Source organism: Paenibacillus sp. JNUCC 35, from assembly GCF_058269095.1.
In genome coordinates this window covers 5,970,893-5,989,895 of record NZ_CM177771.1, presented here as the reverse complement: position 1 = coordinate 5,989,895, position 19,003 = coordinate 5,970,893, and the positions used below count along the sequence as shown (strand labels likewise).

General features: G+C 52.4%; 15 protein-coding genes, 9 tRNA genes and 3 rRNA genes. 23 read left to right on the top strand and 4 right to left on the bottom strand.

Annotated features, from left to right (window positions below; genetic code table 11):
• Window position 1: 1 nt before the first annotated feature.
• The 21 genes from pabA (at window position 2) to AC2TF6_RS27045 (ending at window position 13,263) form a co-directional block, all read left to right on the top strand.
• Window positions 2-589: an aminodeoxychorismate/anthranilate synthase component II gene (gene pabA / locus AC2TF6_RS27145; protein ID WP_491309302.1), complete on the top strand. Its 588-nt coding sequence runs from the start codon at window positions 2-4 to the stop codon at window positions 587-589.
• Window positions 590-1,468, top strand: coding sequence for an aminodeoxychorismate lyase (gene pabC / locus AC2TF6_RS27140; RefSeq protein ID WP_491309301.1), 879 nt, complete (start codon window positions 590-592; stop codon window positions 1,466-1,468). It begins immediately after the preceding gene.
• A 21-nt stretch (window positions 1,469-1,489) separates the two neighbouring features.
• On the top strand, window positions 1,490-2,320 hold the full coding sequence (gene folP / locus AC2TF6_RS27135; protein ID WP_491309300.1) for a dihydropteroate synthase: 831 nt from the start codon (window positions 1,490-1,492) through the stop codon (window positions 2,318-2,320).
• 89 nt (window positions 2,321-2,409) lie between these two features.
• Window positions 2,410-2,778: a dihydroneopterin aldolase gene (gene folB, locus AC2TF6_RS27130; protein ID WP_317956957.1), complete on the top strand. Its 369-nt coding sequence runs from the start codon at window positions 2,410-2,412 to the stop codon at window positions 2,776-2,778.
• Complete coding sequence (folK, locus tag AC2TF6_RS27125; RefSeq protein ID WP_491309299.1) at window positions 2,775-3,311, top strand: 2-amino-4-hydroxy-6-hydroxymethyldihydropteridine diphosphokinase; 537 nt, start codon at window positions 2,775-2,777, stop codon at window positions 3,309-3,311. Before folB ends, folK begins: the two co-directional genes overlap by 4 nt.
• Window positions 3,263-3,475 carry a helix-turn-helix domain-containing protein gene (locus AC2TF6_RS27120; RefSeq protein WP_009671865.1) on the top strand — a complete coding sequence of 71 codons (213 nt, stop codon included), beginning with the start codon at window positions 3,263-3,265 and terminating at the stop codon, window positions 3,473-3,475. The genes folK and AC2TF6_RS27120 overlap by 49 nt, the downstream gene beginning before the upstream one ends.
• A gap of 11 nt (window positions 3,476-3,486) precedes the next feature.
• Window positions 3,487-4,497, top strand: a complete 1,011-nt coding sequence (gene dusB / locus AC2TF6_RS27115) for a tRNA dihydrouridine synthase DusB (protein ID WP_009671892.1) — start codon at window positions 3,487-3,489, stop codon at window positions 4,495-4,497.
• Between the two features lie 147 nt (window positions 4,498-4,644).
• Window positions 4,645-5,121, top strand: coding sequence for a transcription elongation factor GreA (gene greA / locus AC2TF6_RS27110; RefSeq protein WP_042235239.1), 477 nt, complete (start codon window positions 4,645-4,647; stop codon window positions 5,119-5,121).
• 204 nt (window positions 5,122-5,325) lie between these two features.
• Window positions 5,326-6,825 carry a lysine--tRNA ligase gene (gene lysS, locus AC2TF6_RS27105; RefSeq protein WP_218231763.1) on the top strand — a complete coding sequence of 500 codons (1,500 nt, stop codon included), beginning with the start codon at window positions 5,326-5,328 and terminating at the stop codon, window positions 6,823-6,825.
• Between the two features lie 289 nt (window positions 6,826-7,114).
• Window positions 7,115-8,668: ribosomal RNA gene (locus AC2TF6_RS27100) — 16S ribosomal RNA — on the top strand.
• A 148-nt stretch (window positions 8,669-8,816) separates the two neighbouring features.
• A 5S ribosomal RNA gene (gene rrf / locus AC2TF6_RS27095) occupies window positions 8,817-8,933 on the top strand.
• 91 nt (window positions 8,934-9,024) lie between these two features.
• A tRNA-Ile gene (locus tag AC2TF6_RS27090) sits at window positions 9,025-9,101 on the top strand.
• Between the two features lie 85 nt (window positions 9,102-9,186).
• A tRNA-Ala gene (locus AC2TF6_RS27085) sits at window positions 9,187-9,262 on the top strand.
• A gap of 248 nt (window positions 9,263-9,510) precedes the next feature.
• Window positions 9,511-12,427, top strand: a 23S ribosomal RNA gene (locus AC2TF6_RS27080).
• Together the 16S, 23S and 5S rRNA genes with 9 tRNA genes alongside form the textbook arrangement of a ribosomal RNA operon.
• A gap of 162 nt (window positions 12,428-12,589) precedes the next feature.
• Window positions 12,590-12,680: transfer RNA gene (locus tag AC2TF6_RS27075), tRNA-Ser, on the top strand.
• 7 nt (window positions 12,681-12,687) lie between these two features.
• A tRNA-Met gene (locus tag AC2TF6_RS27070) sits at window positions 12,688-12,764 on the top strand.
• Between the two features lie 14 nt (window positions 12,765-12,778).
• Window positions 12,779-12,854: transfer RNA gene (locus AC2TF6_RS27065), tRNA-Val, on the top strand.
• A 16-nt stretch (window positions 12,855-12,870) separates the two neighbouring features.
• A tRNA-Asp gene (locus AC2TF6_RS27060) sits at window positions 12,871-12,947 on the top strand.
• A 29-nt stretch (window positions 12,948-12,976) separates the two neighbouring features.
• A tRNA-Phe gene (locus AC2TF6_RS27055) sits at window positions 12,977-13,052 on the top strand.
• Window positions 13,053-13,094: 42 nt separating this feature from the next.
• Window positions 13,095-13,180: transfer RNA gene (locus AC2TF6_RS27050), tRNA-Tyr, on the top strand.
• Between the two features lie 10 nt (window positions 13,181-13,190).
• Window positions 13,191-13,263 (top strand) — tRNA-Lys (locus AC2TF6_RS27045).
• Between the two features lie 243 nt (window positions 13,264-13,506).
• Here the strand turns inward: AC2TF6_RS27045 and AC2TF6_RS27040 are convergent.
• The 4 genes from AC2TF6_RS27040 to AC2TF6_RS27025 all read right to left on the bottom strand — a co-directional run bounded on the left by AC2TF6_RS27040 (window position 13,507) and on the right by AC2TF6_RS27025 (window position 16,523).
• The gene (locus tag AC2TF6_RS27040; RefSeq protein ID WP_491309298.1) at window positions 13,507-13,815 is read right to left on the bottom strand and encodes an MTH1187 family thiamine-binding protein; all 309 of its coding nucleotides are present in this window, start codon (window positions 13,813-13,815) and stop codon (window positions 13,507-13,509) included.
• 157 nt (window positions 13,816-13,972) lie between these two features.
• The gene (locus tag AC2TF6_RS27035; RefSeq protein ID WP_491309297.1) at window positions 13,973-15,532 is read right to left on the bottom strand and encodes a GMC family oxidoreductase; all 1,560 of its coding nucleotides are present in this window, start codon (window positions 15,530-15,532) and stop codon (window positions 13,973-13,975) included.
• Window positions 15,529-16,125: a gluconate 2-dehydrogenase subunit 3 family protein gene (locus tag AC2TF6_RS27030; RefSeq protein ID WP_491309296.1), complete on the bottom strand. Its 597-nt coding sequence runs from the start codon at window positions 16,123-16,125 to the stop codon at window positions 15,529-15,531. The genes AC2TF6_RS27035 and AC2TF6_RS27030 overlap by 4 nt, the downstream gene beginning before the upstream one ends.
• A 5-nt stretch (window positions 16,126-16,130) precedes the next feature.
• Entirely contained in the window at window positions 16,131-16,523 is a 393-nt protein-coding gene (locus AC2TF6_RS27025; protein WP_491309295.1) for a hypothetical protein, read from the bottom strand.
• 259 nt (window positions 16,524-16,782) lie between these two features.
• Here AC2TF6_RS27025 and AC2TF6_RS27020 point away from each other — a divergent pair, with 259 nt between their 5' ends.
• Window positions 16,783-17,730 carry an MraY family glycosyltransferase gene (locus AC2TF6_RS27020; RefSeq protein WP_491309294.1) on the top strand — a complete coding sequence of 316 codons (948 nt, stop codon included), beginning with the start codon at window positions 16,783-16,785 and terminating at the stop codon, window positions 17,728-17,730.
• Between the two features lie 121 nt (window positions 17,731-17,851).
• On the top strand, window positions 17,852-18,967 hold the full coding sequence (locus AC2TF6_RS27015) for a PucR family transcriptional regulator (protein WP_491309293.1): 1,116 nt from the start codon (window positions 17,852-17,854) through the stop codon (window positions 18,965-18,967).
• Window positions 18,968-19,003 lie beyond the last annotated feature (36 nt).

Sequence of the window (19,003 nt, the reverse complement as noted above, 5' to 3'; positions counted from 1 at the left end):
CATGATTCTTGTCATTGATAATTACGATTCGTTTACGTACAATCTGGTTCAATATCTGGGTGAATTAGGGCAGGAGATCGTCGTGAAACGCAACGATGCCATAGAGCTGTCGGGCATTGAGGAGCTATCGCCGGATCACATTTTAATTTCGCCGGGACCCTGTACCCCGAACGAAGCGGGCATCAGCCTTGGCGTGATTCGCCATTTCAAAGGCCGCATCCCTATTCTGGGCGTTTGCCTCGGCCATCAGGCTATCGGTCAGGCTTTCGGCGGTGACGTGGTTCGGGCCGGCAAACTGATGCACGGTAAAACATCTCCGATTCACCATGACGGCAAAACGATTTTCGAAGGCATTCCTTCTCCCTACACGGCAACGCGTTATCACTCCCTGATCGTCCGCAAAGAAACGCTGCCGGATTGTCTGGAAATTAGCGCCACCTCGGACGAAGGAGAGATTATGGGGCTCCGTCATAAAGAGTACCCGATCGAGGGTGTGCAGTTTCATCCGGAGTCCATCATTACGGACCACGGCCTGACTTTGCTCCGCAATTTCTTGGGGAGTACCGTACCGGCGGGAACCGGAGCTTAAATGAAGATTTGGATGAACGGAAATCTGGTAGAAGAAAAAGAAGCGGTCGTTTCCGTTTACGACCACGGATTTTTATATGGCATGGGGCTGTTCGAGACGTTTCGCACGTACAACGGACACCCTTTTTTACTTCGGGAGCATATGGAGCGAATCCGCGAGGGCTGTGCGGAACTGGGCATTCCGTTTCATACGGACGAGACAGGGATGAGGGCCAGAGTGGCGGATCTTCTGCAGGCTAACGGACTGGAGGACGCCTATTTCCGGTATGCCGTTTCGGCCGGAGTGGATATGCTCGGTTTGCCGGGCGGCGCTTTTTATGAGAATCCCAGCGAGATTATTTACGTCAAAAGCCTTCCGCAGCGGAACGCGGATCAGCCTGCCTCACGTCCCCTTCAGCTGCTGAATCTGCGGAGAAATACGCCGGAAAGCGGACGCAGGCACAAGTCATTTCATTACATGAATAATATCCTTGCTAAAAGAGAAATGATGAACTATCCGTGGGCGCAGGGGGCGGAAGGACTTTTTCTTACGGATAACGGCGGATATGTAGCGGAAGGGATCGTCAGCAATATTTTCTGGATCAAAGGAGCCGTGTGTTTCACTCCTTCTTTGACAACGGGCATTCTTCCCGGCATTACGCGCGCTTTTGTCCTTAAGCTTGCAGAAGAGGAAGGGTTGGAAATAAGCGAGGGTTTATTTCCCTGGAGCGAGCTGTGTGAGGCAGACGAAATTTTTGTGACCAATTCCGTTCAGGAAATTGTCTCTATAAATGAACTGTTTGATGAACGAGGCGGCTCGATAACCGTCTCACGGGGAACGGCCGGACCTGTTACGAGCCGCCTGGCTCAGTTGTATCGGGAATGCACGAGATTACTCTAGCCTTAGGAAGTGACTTTTGGAATGATTCGAACGTTGGCAGCAGGAGAGACAAGCATTGAACTCGGACGCCGGACTCTCATTATGGGAATTCTGAACGTCACACCGGATTCTTTCTCCGACGGAGGCTCCTACACTACTGTGGAGCATACGGTACAACACGCGCTGAGCATGGTGGAGGAAGGCGCAGATATGATCGACATCGGCGGAGAGTCGACCCGCCCGGGACACGCGCCTGTTTCGCTCCAGGAGGAGTTGGAACGGGTCGTACCTGTTATCCGGGAACTGGTCCGGCACGTTCAGGTTCCGATTTCGGTGGATACTTACAAAGCGGAGGTCGCGAGACAGGCGATCGAAGCGGGCGCCCATATCATCAACGATGTATGGGGATTCAAAGCGGATCCGGACATGGCTGGCGTGGCGGCTCAAGCCGGCTGTCCGGTTATTCTCATGCATAACCGCCCGGAGGCCGTGTATACGGATTTTTTGCCGGAAGTTCTGCAGGATCTCCAGGAAAGCATTGATCTCGCTTTGAGCCGGGGAGTGAAGACGACGAATATCATCCTCGACCCCGGTATCGGATTCGCCAAAAGCTACGAGCAGAATTTATGGCTGATGAACCGGCTGGAGGCTATTGTGGAACTGGGATATCCCGTTCTGCTTGGCACTTCCCGCAAAAGTATGATCCGCACGACGCTCGGACTTCCGCCGGATGATGTCATTGAAGGAACGGCGGCTACAACGGCGCTTGGGATTGCGCAGGGCTGCGATATCATCCGTGTACACGATGTGCAGGCAATGAAGCGGGTAGCCGTCATGACGGACGCGATCGTTCGCGGACCCGGGAGTATGTAGAGCCTGAATCTGACCGGTTAGTCTTCTGGATTACGGACCGGCAGTTTTGCGCCTATTCTGATTTTGAGGCTTGAGGAGGAAGACATGTAATGGACAAACTTATACTGACACGTATGGAGTTTTACGGGTATCACGGCGTTTTTGCCGAAGAGAATAAATTGGGACAGCGTTTTTATGTGGATGTCGAGCTGCACATGCCGCTGGACAAACCCGGCCGTACCGATAACATAGAAGATTCCATCAACTATGCGGAAGCTTATGCCGTTATTAAAGAGGTCGTAGAGAAAAGAACCTTTAAATTGATCGAGGCTCTGGCGGAGCAGGTTGCATCCTCCCTTCTTGAAACTTATACTAGTATCGAAGAAGTGACGGTGCGGGTAATCAAACCACATCCGCCTTTCGATATTCATTTTGCAGGCGTGACCGCTGAGATAAGCCGGAAGCGGGCGCAATCATGAGCCCTGCCGACATCACGACCGCGTATATCGCGCTTGGTTCCAACATTGGAGACCGGGAGCGGTATCTAGCCGAAGCGCTTAAGAAGCTGGACGAACATCCGCACGTTCAAATGCTGGCCTGTTCGGCCATTTACGAGACGGATCCGGTCGGGTATGTGGACCAGGATGCCTTTTTAAACATGGCCGCAGCCGTTCATACTAGCCTTTCTCCGGAAGGGCTGCTTGCAGTCATGCAGAACATCGAGCAAGTGCTGGGCAGAGTCCGAGACATTCGCTTCGGTCCCCGAACGATTGACTTGGATTTGCTGCTTTACGGGGAGCGGGAGATCCGCACGCCGGATTTGATTGTCCCGCATCCTCGTATGCAGGAGCGAGCGTTTGTGTTAGTCCCCTTGGCAGATCTTTTTTCACATATACCGAACACATCGTTTGCATCCATAGAGAAACAGTTGGCTAAACTGGATGGAAAGGAAGGCGTTATGTTGTGGAAAAAAATGCAGTGGCCCAGCGAATCCGGGCATTCCGCAAGCTGAAAGGATACACCCAGAACCAACTCGCCGAACTGCTCGGCGTTTCAATAGCCGTTCTCGGTTCCATCGAACGGGGAACACGTAAACCGGATACCCGGATGATTCAGAAAATATCCAATGCCCTGGGCATTGAACCGGAGGAGCTTCTTCCGCCCTCCGGCAAATAGGAGGAGAACACATGTTAAAAATAGGCGACGTCGTCGCCCCGAATAACGTTGTACTGGCACCGATGGCCGGCGTATGCAACCCCGCCTTCCGTCTGATCGCCAGAGAGTTCGGATGCGGCCTGGTCTGCGCTGAGATGGTCAGCGACAAAGCGATTGTGCACGGCAACTCCCGTACGATGGAGATGCTCTACGTGGACGAACGCGAGAAGCCCCTCAGCCTGCAAATTTTCGGCGGCGATACGGAAACGCTCGTGCAAGCCGCTAAATATGTCGACGCCAATACGAATGCCGATATTATCGATATCAACATGGGCTGCCCCGTACCCAAAATCACGAAATGCGATGCGGGGGCACGCTGGCTGCTCGACCCTTCGAGAATCGAAGAAATGGTTCGGACGGTAGTGGGCTCCGTGAACAAACCCGTTACGGTCAAAATGCGGATCGGCTGGGACTCCGAGCATATTTACGCAATCGAGAACGCCAAGGCGGTCGAACGCGGCGGCGGTTCCGCCGTCAGTGTGCATGGCCGTACGCGTGAACAGCTCTATACCGGCAAAGCGGACTGGAACATCATCCGCGACGTCAAGCAGTCCGTCTCCATTCCGGTTATCGGGAACGGGGATGTCGTAACACCCGAAGATGCCAAGCGGATGATCGATGAAACCGGTGTAGACGGCGTCATGATCGGCCGCGGCGCGCTGGGTAACCCTTGGATGCTGTATCGCACTGTACAGTATCTGACCAAAGGCGAGCTGCCTCCGGAGCCGGAAGCCGAAGAGAAAATGCGAATCGCGACCCTTCATATGGACCGTCTGATCAAGCTCAAAGGCGAAAACGTGGCCATCAAGGAAATGCGCAAGCATATGGCGTGGTATCTCAAAGGCATGAAAGGCGCCGCCCGTCTGAAGGACGCCATTATGGAACAGACGACCCGTGACGGCATGGTCCGCATCTTGGACGAATATGCGAGTTCTTTCGACAATATGTCCGATAATCAGGAAGAACAGCCTGCTTTGCACTAAGTAAAGGGGGCGCTGGGTTACATTGACAATTGCAATTGGTTGCCCTATAATCAGGCAATAAGTTGCATCTTTACGTTAAGTTTTTTGAATAAATGAGTGAATTCGTATAGCATTTCCTTGAATTTACACGACGGGAGATAGGTTTGTATGAGTGAAAAAGAAGTGCTCCTTACCCAGGAAGGCCTCAAGAAACTTGAGGAAGAACTCGAACATTTGAAATCGGTTAAACGCCGCGAGGTGGCCGAACGGATTAAAGTAGCCATCGGCTACGGGGATATCAGTGAGAACTCCGAGTACGAGGATGCGAAGAACGAGCAGGCTTTTATTGAAGGCCGCGTCATTACCCTGGAGAAAATGCTCCGTAATGCCCGTATCGTCAATTTGGACGAAGTTGACATCAATACCGTCAGCGTGGGTTCTATCGTGACGCTCAAAGATCTCGAATTCGGCGATCTTGTCGAGTATACGATTGTCGGTACAGCCGAGTCCGATCCTTTCCTGAACAAAATTTCCAATGAAAGTCCTGTCGGCAAAGCGATCCTTGGCAAGCAGAAGGGCGCTAAAGTCGATGTGACGGTTCCAGCCGGCGTTATCCAATACGAAATCATGGACATCAAAAAATAAAACCGCGCTATTGGATGAGCATCCGAAGCGGGGAATGCAGGAAAAGCTTCCTTTGGAAGCTTTTTTCGCGTAAAATAGACCGTATAATTACGGGCAGCCCGCATGATAAGCGCTGCTTTTCTCCTCTTGGGAGCATCATCGGGAGTGGGAAGGGCATGCTAAAAGCTTCGCAATCCGGAGCTATAACATATAGGAGTTGAAAGCATGAGTCAGGAACTCGAGTTAAACGAATTGTTACAAATTCGCCGCGACAAACTGGACGAGCTGCGCGGTCTGGGCGTAGATCCGTTCGGCGACAAATATGTACGGACGCACACGGCCAAGCAAATTTTGGATGCCTATGAAGAAACGCCTAAAGAAGAGCTGGAGCAGCAAACCGTTGAAGTCAGCATTGCCGGACGTATCATGCAGAAGCGTGCTATGGGGAAAGCAAGCTTTGCCCATCTTCAGGACATTACGGGCAAAATTCAAATATACGTTCGTCAGGATGCGCTTGGCGACACGAAGTACAGCGCTTTTGATCTGCTGGATATCGGCGATATGGTGGGTGTGAAAGGTACCGTTTTCAAAACGAAGACCGGTGAAACCTCCATCAAGGTAAAAGAACTGGAAGTGCTGACTAAATCGCTGCTTCCTCTGCCCGAGAAATATCACGGCCTCAAGGATGTCGAAACCCGTTACCGCCAGCGCTACGTCGATCTGATCATGAACCAGGAAGTGAAGGAGACCTTTATTCTGCGTTCAAGAATCATTCAATCCATGCGCCGTTATCTGGACGGCCTCGGCTATCTGGAAGTGGAAACTCCGACTCTGCACGCTATTGCCGGAGGCGCGGCCGCACGGCCTTTTATAACGCATCACAATGCGCTTGATATGCAGCTTTACATGCGTATCGCTATTGAGCTGCACCTGAAACGCCTGATTGTAGGCGGCTTGGAGAAAGTGTACGAAATCGGGCGCGTTTACCGTAACGAAGGTATTTCCACCCGTCATAACCCCGAATTCACCATGATTGAGCTGTACGAGGCTTATGCAGACTACAAAGATATTATGGCGCTCACGGAGAATATGGTGGCCCATATCGCACAGGAAGTATTGGGGACGACTACGGTTCAGTATCAAGGACATGAAGTAAATCTTGCGCCTTCTTGGAAACGGATCTCCATGGTAGATGCGATTAAAGAAGTGGTTGGCGTTGACTTCAGCGTACACATGAGCAATGAAGAAGCACAGCGTCTGGCAAAAGAACACAAGGTTCCGGTCGAGCCTCATATGACTTTTGGCCACATCGTGAACCAATTCTTCGAAACGTTTGTGGAAGAAACGCTTATTCAACCTACGTTTATCTACGGGCATCCGCTTGAAATTTCGCCGCTTGCGAAGAAGAATCCGGAAGACCCGCGTTTCACGGACCGCTTCGAGCTCTTTATCGTAGCGCGTGAACACGCTAACGCCTTCACAGAGCTGAACGATCCGATCGACCAGCGTCAGCGTTTCGAAGCGCAGCTGCTTGAGCGTGAGCACGGTAACGATGAGGCCCATGAAATGGACGATGACTTCATTCGTGCGCTTGAATACGGCATGCCGCCGACAGGCGGACTTGGTATCGGGATTGACCGTCTGGTTATGCTGCTTACCAACGCTCCGTCTATCCGTGACGTGTTGTTGTTCCCTCACATGCGCGAGCAGCGTCAGGGAGAATAGATTTGTACGTAAAAAGGCGCCGATTTGGCGCCTTTTTAATTTTTTTGGGCTTGTCCAAAATTTGGGCTTGCATTCTGTTTCTCAGCGTGGTATCTTATTTAAGTCGCCGCTGAAACACGGTGCCAACAACAAGGCTGACAAGCCGAGATTGTCCTTTGAAAACTGAACAACGAGTGATTGAAGCGTCTCAAGTAATTGAGATATTAAATGAGAAGAAATTCTCGTCAGCAACGAATTTTTGAGCTTAATCAGCTTGAGATAAACCGCTGGCCTTAGGGTCGGCACAACTTTATCGGAGAGTTTGATCCTGGCTCAGGACGAACGCTGGCGGCGTGCCTAATACATGCAAGTCGAGCGGACTTGATGAGAAGCTTGCTTCTCTGAGAGTTAGCGGCGGACGGGTGAGTAACACGTAGGCAACCTGCCTGTAAGATCGGGATAACTACCGGAAACGGTAGCTAAGACCGGATAATCGGTTTCTCCGCATGGGGAGATCGTGAAACACGGAGCAATCTGTGGCTTACGGATGGGCCTGCGGCGCATTAGCTAGTTGGTGAGGTAACGGCTCACCAAGGCGACGATGCGTAGCCGACCTGAGAGGGTGAACGGCCACACTGGGACTGAGACACGGCCCAGACTCCTACGGGAGGCAGCAGTAGGGAATCTTCCGCAATGGACGCAAGTCTGACGGAGCAACGCCGCGTGAGTGATGAAGGTTTTCGGATCGTAAAGCTCTGTTGCCAGGGAAGAACGCCAAGGAGAGTAACTGCTCTTTGGGTGACGGTACCTGAGAAGAAAGCCCCGGCTAACTACGTGCCAGCAGCCGCGGTAATACGTAGGGGGCAAGCGTTGTCCGGAATTATTGGGCGTAAAGCGCGCGCAGGCGGTTTTTTAAGTCTGGTGTTTAATCCCGAGGCTCAACCTCGGTTCGCACCGGAAACTGGGAGACTGGAGTGCAGGAGAGGAAAGTGGAATTCCACGTGTAGCGGTGAAATGCGTAGAGATGTGGAGGAACACCAGTGGCGAAGGCGACTTTCTGGCCTGTAACTGACGCTGAGGCGCGAAAGCGTGGGGAGCAAACAGGATTAGATACCCTGGTAGTCCACGCCGTAAACGATGCATGCTAGGTGTTAGGGGTTTCGATACCCTTGGTGCCGAAGTTAACACAGTAAGCATGCCGCCTGGGGAGTACGCTCGCAAGAGTGAAACTCAAAGGAATTGACGGGGACCCGCACAAGCAGTGGAGTATGTGGTTTAATTCGAAGCAACGCGAAGAACCTTACCAGGTCTTGACATCCCTCTGACCGGCTTAGAGATAAGCCTTTCCTTCGGGACAGAGGTGACAGGTGGTGCATGGTTGTCGTCAGCTCGTGTCGTGAGATGTTGGGTTAAGTCCCGCAACGAGCGCAACCCTTGAACTTAGTTGCCAGCAGGTGAAGCTGGGCACTCTAAGTTGACTGCCGGTGACAAACCGGAGGAAGGCGGGGATGACGTCAAATCATCATGCCCCTTATGACCTGGGCTACACACGTACTACAATGGCCGGTACAACGGGAAGCGAAGGAGCGATCTGGAGCCAATCCTAGAAAAGCCGGTCTCAGTTCGGATTGCAGGCTGCAACTCGCCTGCATGAAGTCGGAATTGCTAGTAATCGCGGATCAGCATGCCGCGGTGAATACGTTCCCGGGTCTTGTACACACCGCCCGTCACACCACGAGAGTTTACAACACCCGAAGTCGGTGAGGTAACCGCAAGGGGCCAGCCGCCGAAGGTGGGGTAGATGATTGGGGTGAAGTCGTAACAAGGTAGCCGTATCGGAAGGTGCGGCTGGATCACCTCCTTTCTATGGAGACTCGGGTCCTGAAACGGACCCAGTCAAGAAGGCTTAGCCTTCAACCTTCAATCACTCGTTGTCAGTTTTGAAAGGGCAAGAACCTTTCAAGCTACAAACCCTTTCTGGAGTTTGGCGACTCCGGAAACCACGCAATTCGTTTGGTGACGATGGCGGAAGGGAACCACGCGTACCCATCCCGAACACGACCGTTAAGCCTTCCAGCGCCGATGGTACTTGGACCGAAGGGTCCTGGGAGAGTAGGACGTTGCCAAGCGAACCCACTTTGTGGGTTTTTATTTTGCGAAAAGAGCAGGCGGTTGCTTGCTGGCACGCAAGACCAAAGTGAGTGAAAACTCACAATATACGGGCCCTTAGCTCAGCTGGTTAGAGCGCACCCCTGATAAGGGTGAGGTCGGTGGTTCGAGTCCACTAGGGCCCACCATAATACCCCAAAAAGTGAAGCGTGGCTTCGCAGAAGATTCCGAGTACTTTTCGGGGGCCCCATAACCATGTGGGCGATATAATGAGGGGCCATAGCTCAGCTGGGAGAGCGCCTGCCTTGCAAGCAGGAGGTCAGCGGTTCGATCCCGCTTGGCTCCACCAAAACCGTCTTCGAAACGGTCGTAATTTCCAATAAATTACGGGTTGATCTGAAGATGCGTGATGTGGTAAGATACTTCTTGCCGCTTTGAGCGGTAACGAAGTCAGTTGATCCTTGAAAACTAGATAGCGAAACATGTAACTAGAATCATCCAAAACCTTGATGGTTTGATGTAAAGCGAGGTTATATGGCGTATGAGCGATTTGGCAAGCTTGCTTGCTAGCGCGAATCGGTATATAACGGAGCGTTTGGTCAAGCTAATAAGGGCACACGGAGGATGCCTAGGCGCTAGGAGCCGAAGAAGGACGTGGCGAACGACGAAATGCCTCGGGGAGCCGTAAGCAGGCTTTGATCCGGGGATGTCCGAATGGGGGAACCCAGCTGTGGTAATGCGCAGTTACCATGCAGTGAATACATAGCTGCATTGGAGGCACACCCAGGGAACTGAAACATCTAAGTACCTGGAGGAAAAGAAAACAATAGTGATTCCGTCAGTAGCGGCGAGCGAACGCGGATTAGCCCAAACCAAGGAGCTTGCTCCTTGGGGTTGTAGGACGTCAATGTGGCAAAAGTTCATTAGGTGAAGTGATCTGGAAAGGTCCGCTGGAAAAGGTAACAGCCCTGTAGCCGAAAGTGAACGTATGCCTAGACGGATCCTGAGTACGGCGGGACACGTGAAACCCCGTCGGAATCCGGCAGGACCATCTGCCAAGGCTAAATACTCCCTAGCGACCGATAGTGAAGCAGTACCGTGAGGGAAAGGTGAAAAGCACCCCGGGAGGGGAGTGAAAAAGAACCTGAAACCGTGTGCCTACAAGAAGTCAGAGCCCGTTAATGGGTGATGGCGTGCCTTTTGTAGAATGAACCGGCGAGTTACGTTTGCATGCGAGGTTAAGCTGAAAAGGCGGAGCCGCAGCGAAAGCGAGTCTGAATAGGGCGAATGAGTATGCAGGCGTAGACCCGAAACCGTGTGATCTACCCCTGTCCAGGGTGAAGGTGCGGTAACACGCACTGGAGGCCCGAACCCACGAATGTTGAAAAATTCGGGGATGAGGTGGGGGTAGCGGAGAAATTCCAATCGAACTCGGAGATAGCTGGTTCTCCCCGAAATAGCTTTAGGGCTAGCCTCGGGGGATGTGTCGTGGAGGTAAAGCACTGATTGGGTGCGGGGCCCGCCAAGGGTTACCAAGTCCAGTCAAACTCTGAATGCCACAGACATTACCCCGGGAGTCAGACAGTGAGTGCTAAGATCCATTGTCAAGAGGGAAACAGCCCAGATCATCAGCTAAGGTCCCCAAGTGTGTGTTAAGTGGGAAAGGATGTGGAGTTGCACAGACAACCAGGATGTTGGCTTAGAAGCAGCCACCATTTAAAGAGTGCGTAATAGCTCACTGGTCGAGTGACTCTGCGCCGAAAATGTAACGGGGCTAAACACACCACCGAAGCTATGACTTGCACCTTGCGTGCATGGGTAGGGGAGCGTTCTGTACGGAGTGAAGGTAGATCGTGAGGACTGCTGGACTGTACAGAAGTGAGAATGCCGGTATGAGTAACGAAAAGATCAGTGAGAATCTGATCCGCCGAAAGCCTAAGGGTTCCTGAGGAAGGTTCGTCCGCTCAGGGTAAGTCGGGACCTAAGGCGAGGCCGAAAGGCGTAGTCGAAGGACAACAGGTTGAAATTCCTGTACCACCGTAAGCCGTTATGAGCAATGGAGTGACGCAGCAGGGTAGGGACGCGGACTGATGGATGTCCGTCCAAGCAGTGAGGCTGATGTGTAGGCAAATCCGCACATCGTGAAGGCTGGGCTGTGATGGGGAGCGAAAATTACAGTAGCGAAGGTCTTGATCTCACACTGCCGAGAAAAGCTTCTAGCCAGGCGAAGGTGCCCGTACCGCAAACCGACACAGGTGGGCGAGAAGAGAATTCTAAGGCGCGCGGAAGAACTCTCGTTAAGGAACTCGGCAAAATGACCCCGTAACTTCGGGAGAAGGGGTGCCCCGGTAGTGTGAATAGCACGAGGGGGCCGCAGTGAAAAGGCCCAAGCGACTGTTTAGCAAAAACACAGGTCTATGCGAAGCCGCAAGGCGAAGTATATGGGCTGACGCCTGCCCGGTGCTGGAAGGTTAAGGGGAGCGGTTAGGAGCAATCCGAAGCTGTGAACTGAAGCCCCAGTAAACGGCGGCCGTAACTATAACGGTCCTAAGGTAGCGAAATTCCTTGTCAGGTAAATTCTGACCCGCACGAATGGCGTAACGACTTGGGCGCTGTCTCAACGAGAGATCCGGTGAAATTTTAATACCTGTGAAGATGCAGGTTACCCGCGACAAGACGGAAAGACCCCATGGAGCTTTACTGCAGCTTGATATTGGACTTTGGTACGATCTGTACAGGATAGGTGGGAGCCTTTGAAGCCTGAGCGCCAGCTTGGGTGGAGGTGCCGTTGGGATACCACCCTGATCGTATCGGAGTTCTAACCTACTACCGTTAACCGGTAGAGGGACCGTGTCAGGTGGGCAGTTTGACTGGGGCGGTCGCCTCCTAAAGAGTAACGGAGGCGCCCCAAGGTTCCCTCAGAATGGTTGGAAATCATTCGAAGAGTGCAAAGGCATAAGGGAGCTTGACTGCGAGACATACAGGTCGAGCAGGGACGAAAGTCGGGCTTAGTGATCCGGTGGTACCGCATGGAAGGGCCATCGCTCAACGGATAAAAGCTACCCTGGGGATAACAGGCTTATCTCCCCCAAGAGTCCACATCGACGGGGAGGTTTGGCACCTCGATGTCGGCTCATCGCATCCTGGGGCTGAAGTAGGTCCCAAGGGTTGGGCTGTTCGCCCATTAAAGCGGTACGCGAGCTGGGTTCAGAACGTCGTGAGACAGTTCGGTCCCTATCTGTCGCGGGCGCAGGAAATTTGAGAGGAGCTGTCCTTAGTACGAGAGGACCGGGATGGACGTACCGCTGGTGTACCAGTTGTCTCGCCAGAGGCATAGCTGGGTAGCTATGTACGGAAGGGATAAGCGCTGAAAGCATCTAAGCGTGAAGCCCCCCTCAAGATGAGATTTCCCAGTATGTAAGACCCCTTGAAGACGACGAGGTAGATAGGTTGGAGGTGGAAGCACAGCAATGTGTGGAGCTGACCAATACTAATCGGTCGAGGGCTTGACCACAAGGCTTTTCCGACAGGAAAGGCCGCATCGAAAGCATATGCTACGAGCCTAGACGATAGTGTCTGACATCGGAAGCATATGCACCACAAGATCTTGGATGGATCGACTGCACGTTTCGCTGCTAGTTTTCAGGGAGCAACCTGAAAAGTTTGTTTACACATTGGAGAGATACCCAAGTGGCTCAAGGGGACCCTCTGCTAAGGGGTTAGACTGCGTAAGTGGTGCGAGGGTTCGAATCCCTCTCTCTCCGCCAGTATTAAGGCGGCGTAGCTCAGCTGGCTAGAGCGTACGGTTCATACCCGTGAGGTCGGGGGTTCGAGCCCCTCCGCCGCTACCATAACAACTACATAAGGACGCTTAGCTCAGCTGGGAGAGCATCTGCCTTACAAGCAGAGGGTCGGCGGTTCGATCCCGTCAGCGTCCACCATACAATCTTATTGCACGGAGCTGTGGTGTAGAGGCCTAACATGCCTGCCTGTCACGCAGGAGACCGCGGGTTCGAATCCCGTCAGCTCCGCCATTTTAGTTTGTATAACAATTTCATAGTATGGCTCGGTAGCTCAGTCGGTAGAGCAGAGGACTGAAAATCCTCGTGTCGGCGGTTCGATTCCGTCCCGAGCCACCACTTTTAGTCAAGTTGGTCCATAACGGCGCTTGGCAGTATTGTGGAGGCTTAGCGAAGTGGCCAAACGCAGCAGACTGTAAATCTGTTCTCTGACGAGTTCGGTGGTTCGAATCCATCAGCCTCCACCAGTTTTTCCAAGAGCCATTAGCTCAGTTGGTAGAGCACCTGACTTTTAATCAGGGTGTCGAAGGTTCGAGTCCTTCATGGCTCACATGCCATGTGAACAATTCTCTTCATATAAAAAGAGACCTTAACGGTCTCTTTTTTTGTTGTCTTTTTAGCTGGCGAACGGAAAAGAAAAATATCTTAAATCGCTGCATGAGTCCAACTCTCGACCTAGCCGTGCCGGAAAGACCCTGATATTCGCTGGTGTTGAATTCGATTTTTAGAGGACTCCCGGTGTTCAAGGTGAGCGAAAAAGGTTTTCAGCGAGTGATTGAGTATAGCTTCCGAGCTATTGAAGCCGCTCCAGTTTGTCGGCAACGGACTGGAGTTTTTGTTGCATGGATGCCGTTTTATCACGGCGGTCGTCTATCTTGATGGAGGTGGAGACACGTTGAGCGCCGTTTTCAAAGGGGCTTTCGTGAAGCTTAAGAATGACTTCCATGAGTTGATCCAGTGGGCCTTCGATGATGGTGCTCATTGGAGTAAGCTCATAATGGAGAGGTTGGTTGTTCAGCACCTTTTGGAGATGAGCTACATATTCACTTAAGCTTGTAGAGCTTGTGCCTATAGGAACAACCGTAATTTCTGCAATAGCCATTTAGTAGTGATCCTCCTTTGTTAGGGATAGCTTTGTCTTTAATTGTAATGGAAACGATGCCCGGTGGCTACTTGCTGCTTGGAAAAGGCGGAAGCGCCTGGGTTACCATCAGCGATTTGTAACAAGAAAAGGGGATCTGATATCTTCATTTTGGTGATTAAATGATTTCACTTACGATGTAATCGGCTGTTCGCGATGCTAAAGCCATTACGGTGTTAGTAGGATTCACTCCGCTGGACGTGACGAATAGGCTCGCATCGCATACGAATAAATTCGGGATATCGTGCGTTTGCCCGAATGAATTTGTGACAGATCGCGAAGGATCGCTCCCCATCCGGCAGCCTCCCATCAGGTGGGCGGTATCAGGGACCACAAATTCGGGTGTTCCTCCCGCAGCCTGAAGAATAGATTTCATGTTCGAGACCGCATGCTCGATAAGCTTGGTGTCGTTCTCCCCGAAGCTGAAGGATACTTTGGCTCTGGGCAAACCGAAAGCGTCTTTTTCCCCGGATAACGTGACACAGTTGTGCTCTTGAGGAAGGACTTCTCCAACTAGTGTCGCGCGGCCGTAAAAATTGTAGTCCAGCATAGCCTCTCGTAACGGAGCTCCCCAGATGGGGAATTCGGCTGTTTTGACGATCCCTTGGGCGAAAGCGAGAGGCCGCGTGCCATGGGCATGCAGGGAATACCCGCGTGCAAAGCCGCGGCTCCGGTCGGATTCGTAAAACTCCTGAGTGGTAGCCAGCACAGGGGTCCCCTTGTACAGCCGCACTTCCTCCTCGAACTTGGCATACACGTCATGGCTGCTGTGCGTCATAAGTGCTTTGCCTACCCAGCCGCTGCTGTTGGCAAGCCCGTCCGGATGACGACTGTTCGCAGAATTCAGCAGCAATCGGGGTGTTTCGACCGCATAGGCCGATACGATCACGAGTTTGGCTTTTTGACGGTATTCGACTCCTTTTTTCATAAAAAGCACACCGGAAGCTCTTCCATCAGGCCCTGTTTCGATCTGAGTGACCCTGCTATCGGTAAGCACAGTAGCACCTGCTTGTACAGCTTTCGGGATATGCTGAATGAGGGTGCTGAATTTGGCGTTAGGCATGCAGCCCTGCTGGCAGAAACCACGGTTAATGCAGGGAGGCCTGCCCTCAAAAGGCGCAGACAGAATCGCGAGGGGGGCCGTAACGGAGCGAATTCCCAAACTCTCACAGCCTCTTTGAAACAAATAGGCGTTAGGGCTTAGAGGGTCCCGTTCGGGATAAGGGTAAGGCCCCCGGAAGTTTCCCCATGGAAAATGGCGGGGACCCGAAACCGCGATTTCTTTTTCGATCCGGGAATAATACGGCTCCAAATCTTTATAGTGGATAGGCCAATCTTCGCCGACTCCGTCGATCGATCTCGTTTTGAAGTCGGATTCATGGAATCGCAAAAACACTCCGGTGAAATGCTGGGTTCCGCCGCCCACTCCCCAGCCCGAATTGTTGTGCCCCATAGCAAGAGGATGCTCGCCGTCCACAAGACGGGTATCCTGCCAGCCCAGGCACTGCATGGACAGCTCGTCGCTCGCAAAATCCCTTTGGGGATCCCGCAGCGGTCCGGCTTCCACTACCACGACCTGCAGCCCGGCTTCGCTAAGTTCCTGTGCAAGCACGCCGCCTGCCGCTCCCGCGCCGATAATGACCACATCAACGGTTTCCGATTGAGTGTTCCATTTCATCGTTCCGGTTTCGCCTCCCACGGATCAAAATGCCCCCGGTCTGCCCGGATGTAGCCTCTTGGATAAGCAGGACCTGCGTAACCGATTTCGGACCAGATTTGGGGATGAGAATAGTAAGCTTCCACGGTCAGCGCGAGCAGCCTGTTGAAGAAGGCTTTCTGCACGGGAGCCGGCCAATCGCCCCTCAGGGATAAGCGAACCTCGGCTACATTCGTGAGCAGCTCCTTCTGTTCCGCCGGAGATAGCTGTTGAAAGGGCCTCGCATGAAACCCGTGCGACATCGTCTCAAGCGCTTCCAGCCCTTTCCGGATTAATTCGGACTGAGGAGGAGTATCGGGTCCTTTCTGGCCTTCTTCCTTTTGCCCGTACAAAGTGTCATCTATATGCTCCAGCACGTAAGTCAGGATTTCGGACCTGTCGTCGTCGACAAGAAGAGAGCATACGCTTCTGAGCTGTTCCGCTTCTAACAGCGTTAACAGCCGATATTCACGGCGCCGCCTCATACGGGAGCTGACGATAGACCGCGTGTGGGGATCCCAGTGGTTTTGCTCCTTCATGACATCGAAAGAAGGGTATTTCGGCATTTTTCTCATACAAGTCACCTTCCATAGACAGCGATTAACCCGAGGACACCGAGAGCTGAGTACAGCAGAGGCATCAGGACGGGAGGTCCGATAAGGAAATTGCGGAACGCATAAGACCCGACGCGTTTGCCCACTCCCCGGATGTGAAGGGACAGCCCGTATAAGCCCGTCAAAATCCCCAGCCACATGCCTATATGAAAAAGATGGAGAAGCCAGGGCCGGTTAAGGAGAACCGCGAGCAGCCCAACCAGAAAGTACAGCGGGGCGGTAATAACGGGAATCAGCATGACTTTGCGGTGAAAATTTTGCCGGTAATGGGACAAGGTCACTTGAGCCGCGATAAATAAATAAGCGAAAGCCGTAAACAAAATAACGGACCTGTCTAACGTCCAGGTGTTCCAGATCATCGTAGGGGGATCTCCTTTGTTTCGTTTTGAACATCCGCTTAAATGGTTGAATTCCCTTCTTATTTTTTCCATAAAGGGAGGAGTTAACTCGCTTCTGACAAAATGTTCTCAAGGTTTTGAGCGGGTTAGTCGACCAAACCTTTACCAAACGGGGCAAGTATGGGCGGAATTCGATTGGGAGACGCTAACAGATGCGGTGAAAAAGCCATTTACCCATCGTCATCCGTAAGGGTAACGATAGGCAGGAGGAATCGAGCGTATGCACTATCTAATCCCTATGCTGACGAGCTTTATTCTGGTGGCGCTGCTGGTACCCGTTATGAAGCGAATCGCTGTAAAAGCAGGGTTTGTCGACCGGCCGTCTACCCGCAAAATTCATGCCGCTCCTATCCCCTTGCTCGGAGGAGTGGCGATTTATATCGCTTGCGCGGCGGCTATTTTATTGTTCAGCCGTAACGGCAATCTTTCTTATGCGGTGCTGATCGGCGGAACGGTCCTTATGCTGACCGGCTTGACGGACGACTGGTTTAAAACCCGGAGCAAGGACTTTCCCGTCTGGCCCAGGCTGATCATCTATATTGCGGTGTCCGCGGTGCCGCTTTTATTCGGCATTCAAATAATCGGGGTGTCGAATCTCCATTTCAGCGGCATGATTTTTTTCCCGGTCTGGCTTGTCTGGCTCGGCACGATGGCCTGGATTTTCGGGATCACCAATATGATCAATTTCATTGACGGGGTCGATGGTCTCGCCTCGGGGATCGTAACGATCGCTTCTCTGGCGCTGCTTGTGGCGGCCCTAGTCAAAAGGCAGGAGGATTCCGCATTGATTGCGGCCATTCTGGTCGGAGCCTGCCTGGCTTTTCTGGCGTTCAATTTTTATCCCGCCAAAATTTTTATGGGGGACGCCGGCGCGATTTTCCTGGGGTACACGATAGCGGTCGTTGCTGTGGACGGAGCTTTCAAAAGCGCGACTTTTATCTCCCTCCTGGTTCCTGTGCTGGCGCTGGGCGTTCCTATCCTGGATACGGTCATCGTGTTTACGAGAAGGCTCCTGAAAGGCGGAGGGCTGCACCGGGCCGATAAGCTTCATACTCATCACAGCCTTATGCAGTGGGGGCTGTCCCAAACCCAAACGGTTTCTTTCCTGTACCTGGTCGGCGCTCTGTTCTCCCTGCTTTCTATTATTGTGGTGCTCATGGGCGTATGACCGCATCCCGCTCCCGAGGCTTATTAAAGCCATCTTTAAGTGATACGCTTACCTTAGCTGTGTTACAATAATAGGAAGCACCATGGCAGCCTCGATATTACACAGATAGGGAGCTATGCGGATGGATTGGGAAAGGCTGAAAGAACAATTGGAATCGATCGGCAAAGGGCCGGTCCAACTGATTGCAAAGACGCCGGAAGAGTGGGAAGCCCTTACAAGAACCGCGGGAAAAAATAACGGGGACAGGCAGGCCCTGAATAAGAGCAGCATGCTGATCGGCAAAGATGTTTATTTTCTGCTGGGCAGGGAAGGAAATCAAGTCCATGCTTTGTCTATACCTGCGGGGAACTTGGCCGGAGACGAACGTCATCTGGTCGAGTGGCTCATTGAATCTGCACAGCCGGAGAAAAGGCAAAGCGGCACTCTTCTGCTCGAAGAAGAGAAAAAGCTTTCCGCGCTCAGGGAATGGCTGCTGCAGCATGCCGAAACCGACTCCCAAGCGGAGGTTCCCGACACGATTTCTTCCCAGGCCGGGCTTTATTCGACCAAAATACCTTTTCTCCTGTATGGAGATTATTCTTCGAACGTACGGGCGTCTTACCGGGAGCTGAAAAGGCTGCTGGAGACGTTTTTTGACGCGGAAATTATATTGATCCCATTGCTGGATAAAGAATGGCTGATTCTCGCGCCGGATTATCTGCTCACAGTAGGGCAGGAGGACAAGACGGACGCCCAGGAAGAGAGCACCGAGCAGATGCTCGATGCCCTGGCGTCAGGACTTCATGACATGCTGGCTACCGAATGGGTCGGAGAAAGCCACCTGGGGGTTCACTACCCTATCCAGCCTGCCCAGACGCTTCTGGCGGCCATGCTTTCTCTGCGCTCGACGATTATGCTCGGCCGGTTATACAATGTGACGAACAACATTCACACGCCTTGGCATTTGCAAATGGAAAAGCTGCTCCATCCGATCCCCGATTCCGAGAAACATCAGTTTCTGGAGCATGTGCTGAAGGACTATTCCATGGATGCCGAGACGCAGTCCACGCTGGAGAGTTTTTTTGCGCTGGACTGCAACGTGAGCGAGACGGCTAAAAAGCTGTATATTCATCGCAACACGCTTTTATACCGGCTGGACAAGTTCAAAAACGAGACGGGGCTGGACGTAAGAACTTTCCACGATGCCGTCCTGGTAAAGCTGGCGCTCGTATTGTACAAAGTAACAAAAAGAAAGTGAGTTTTTTGTGAAGATTGTGCATAGTCAGTCTTCGGG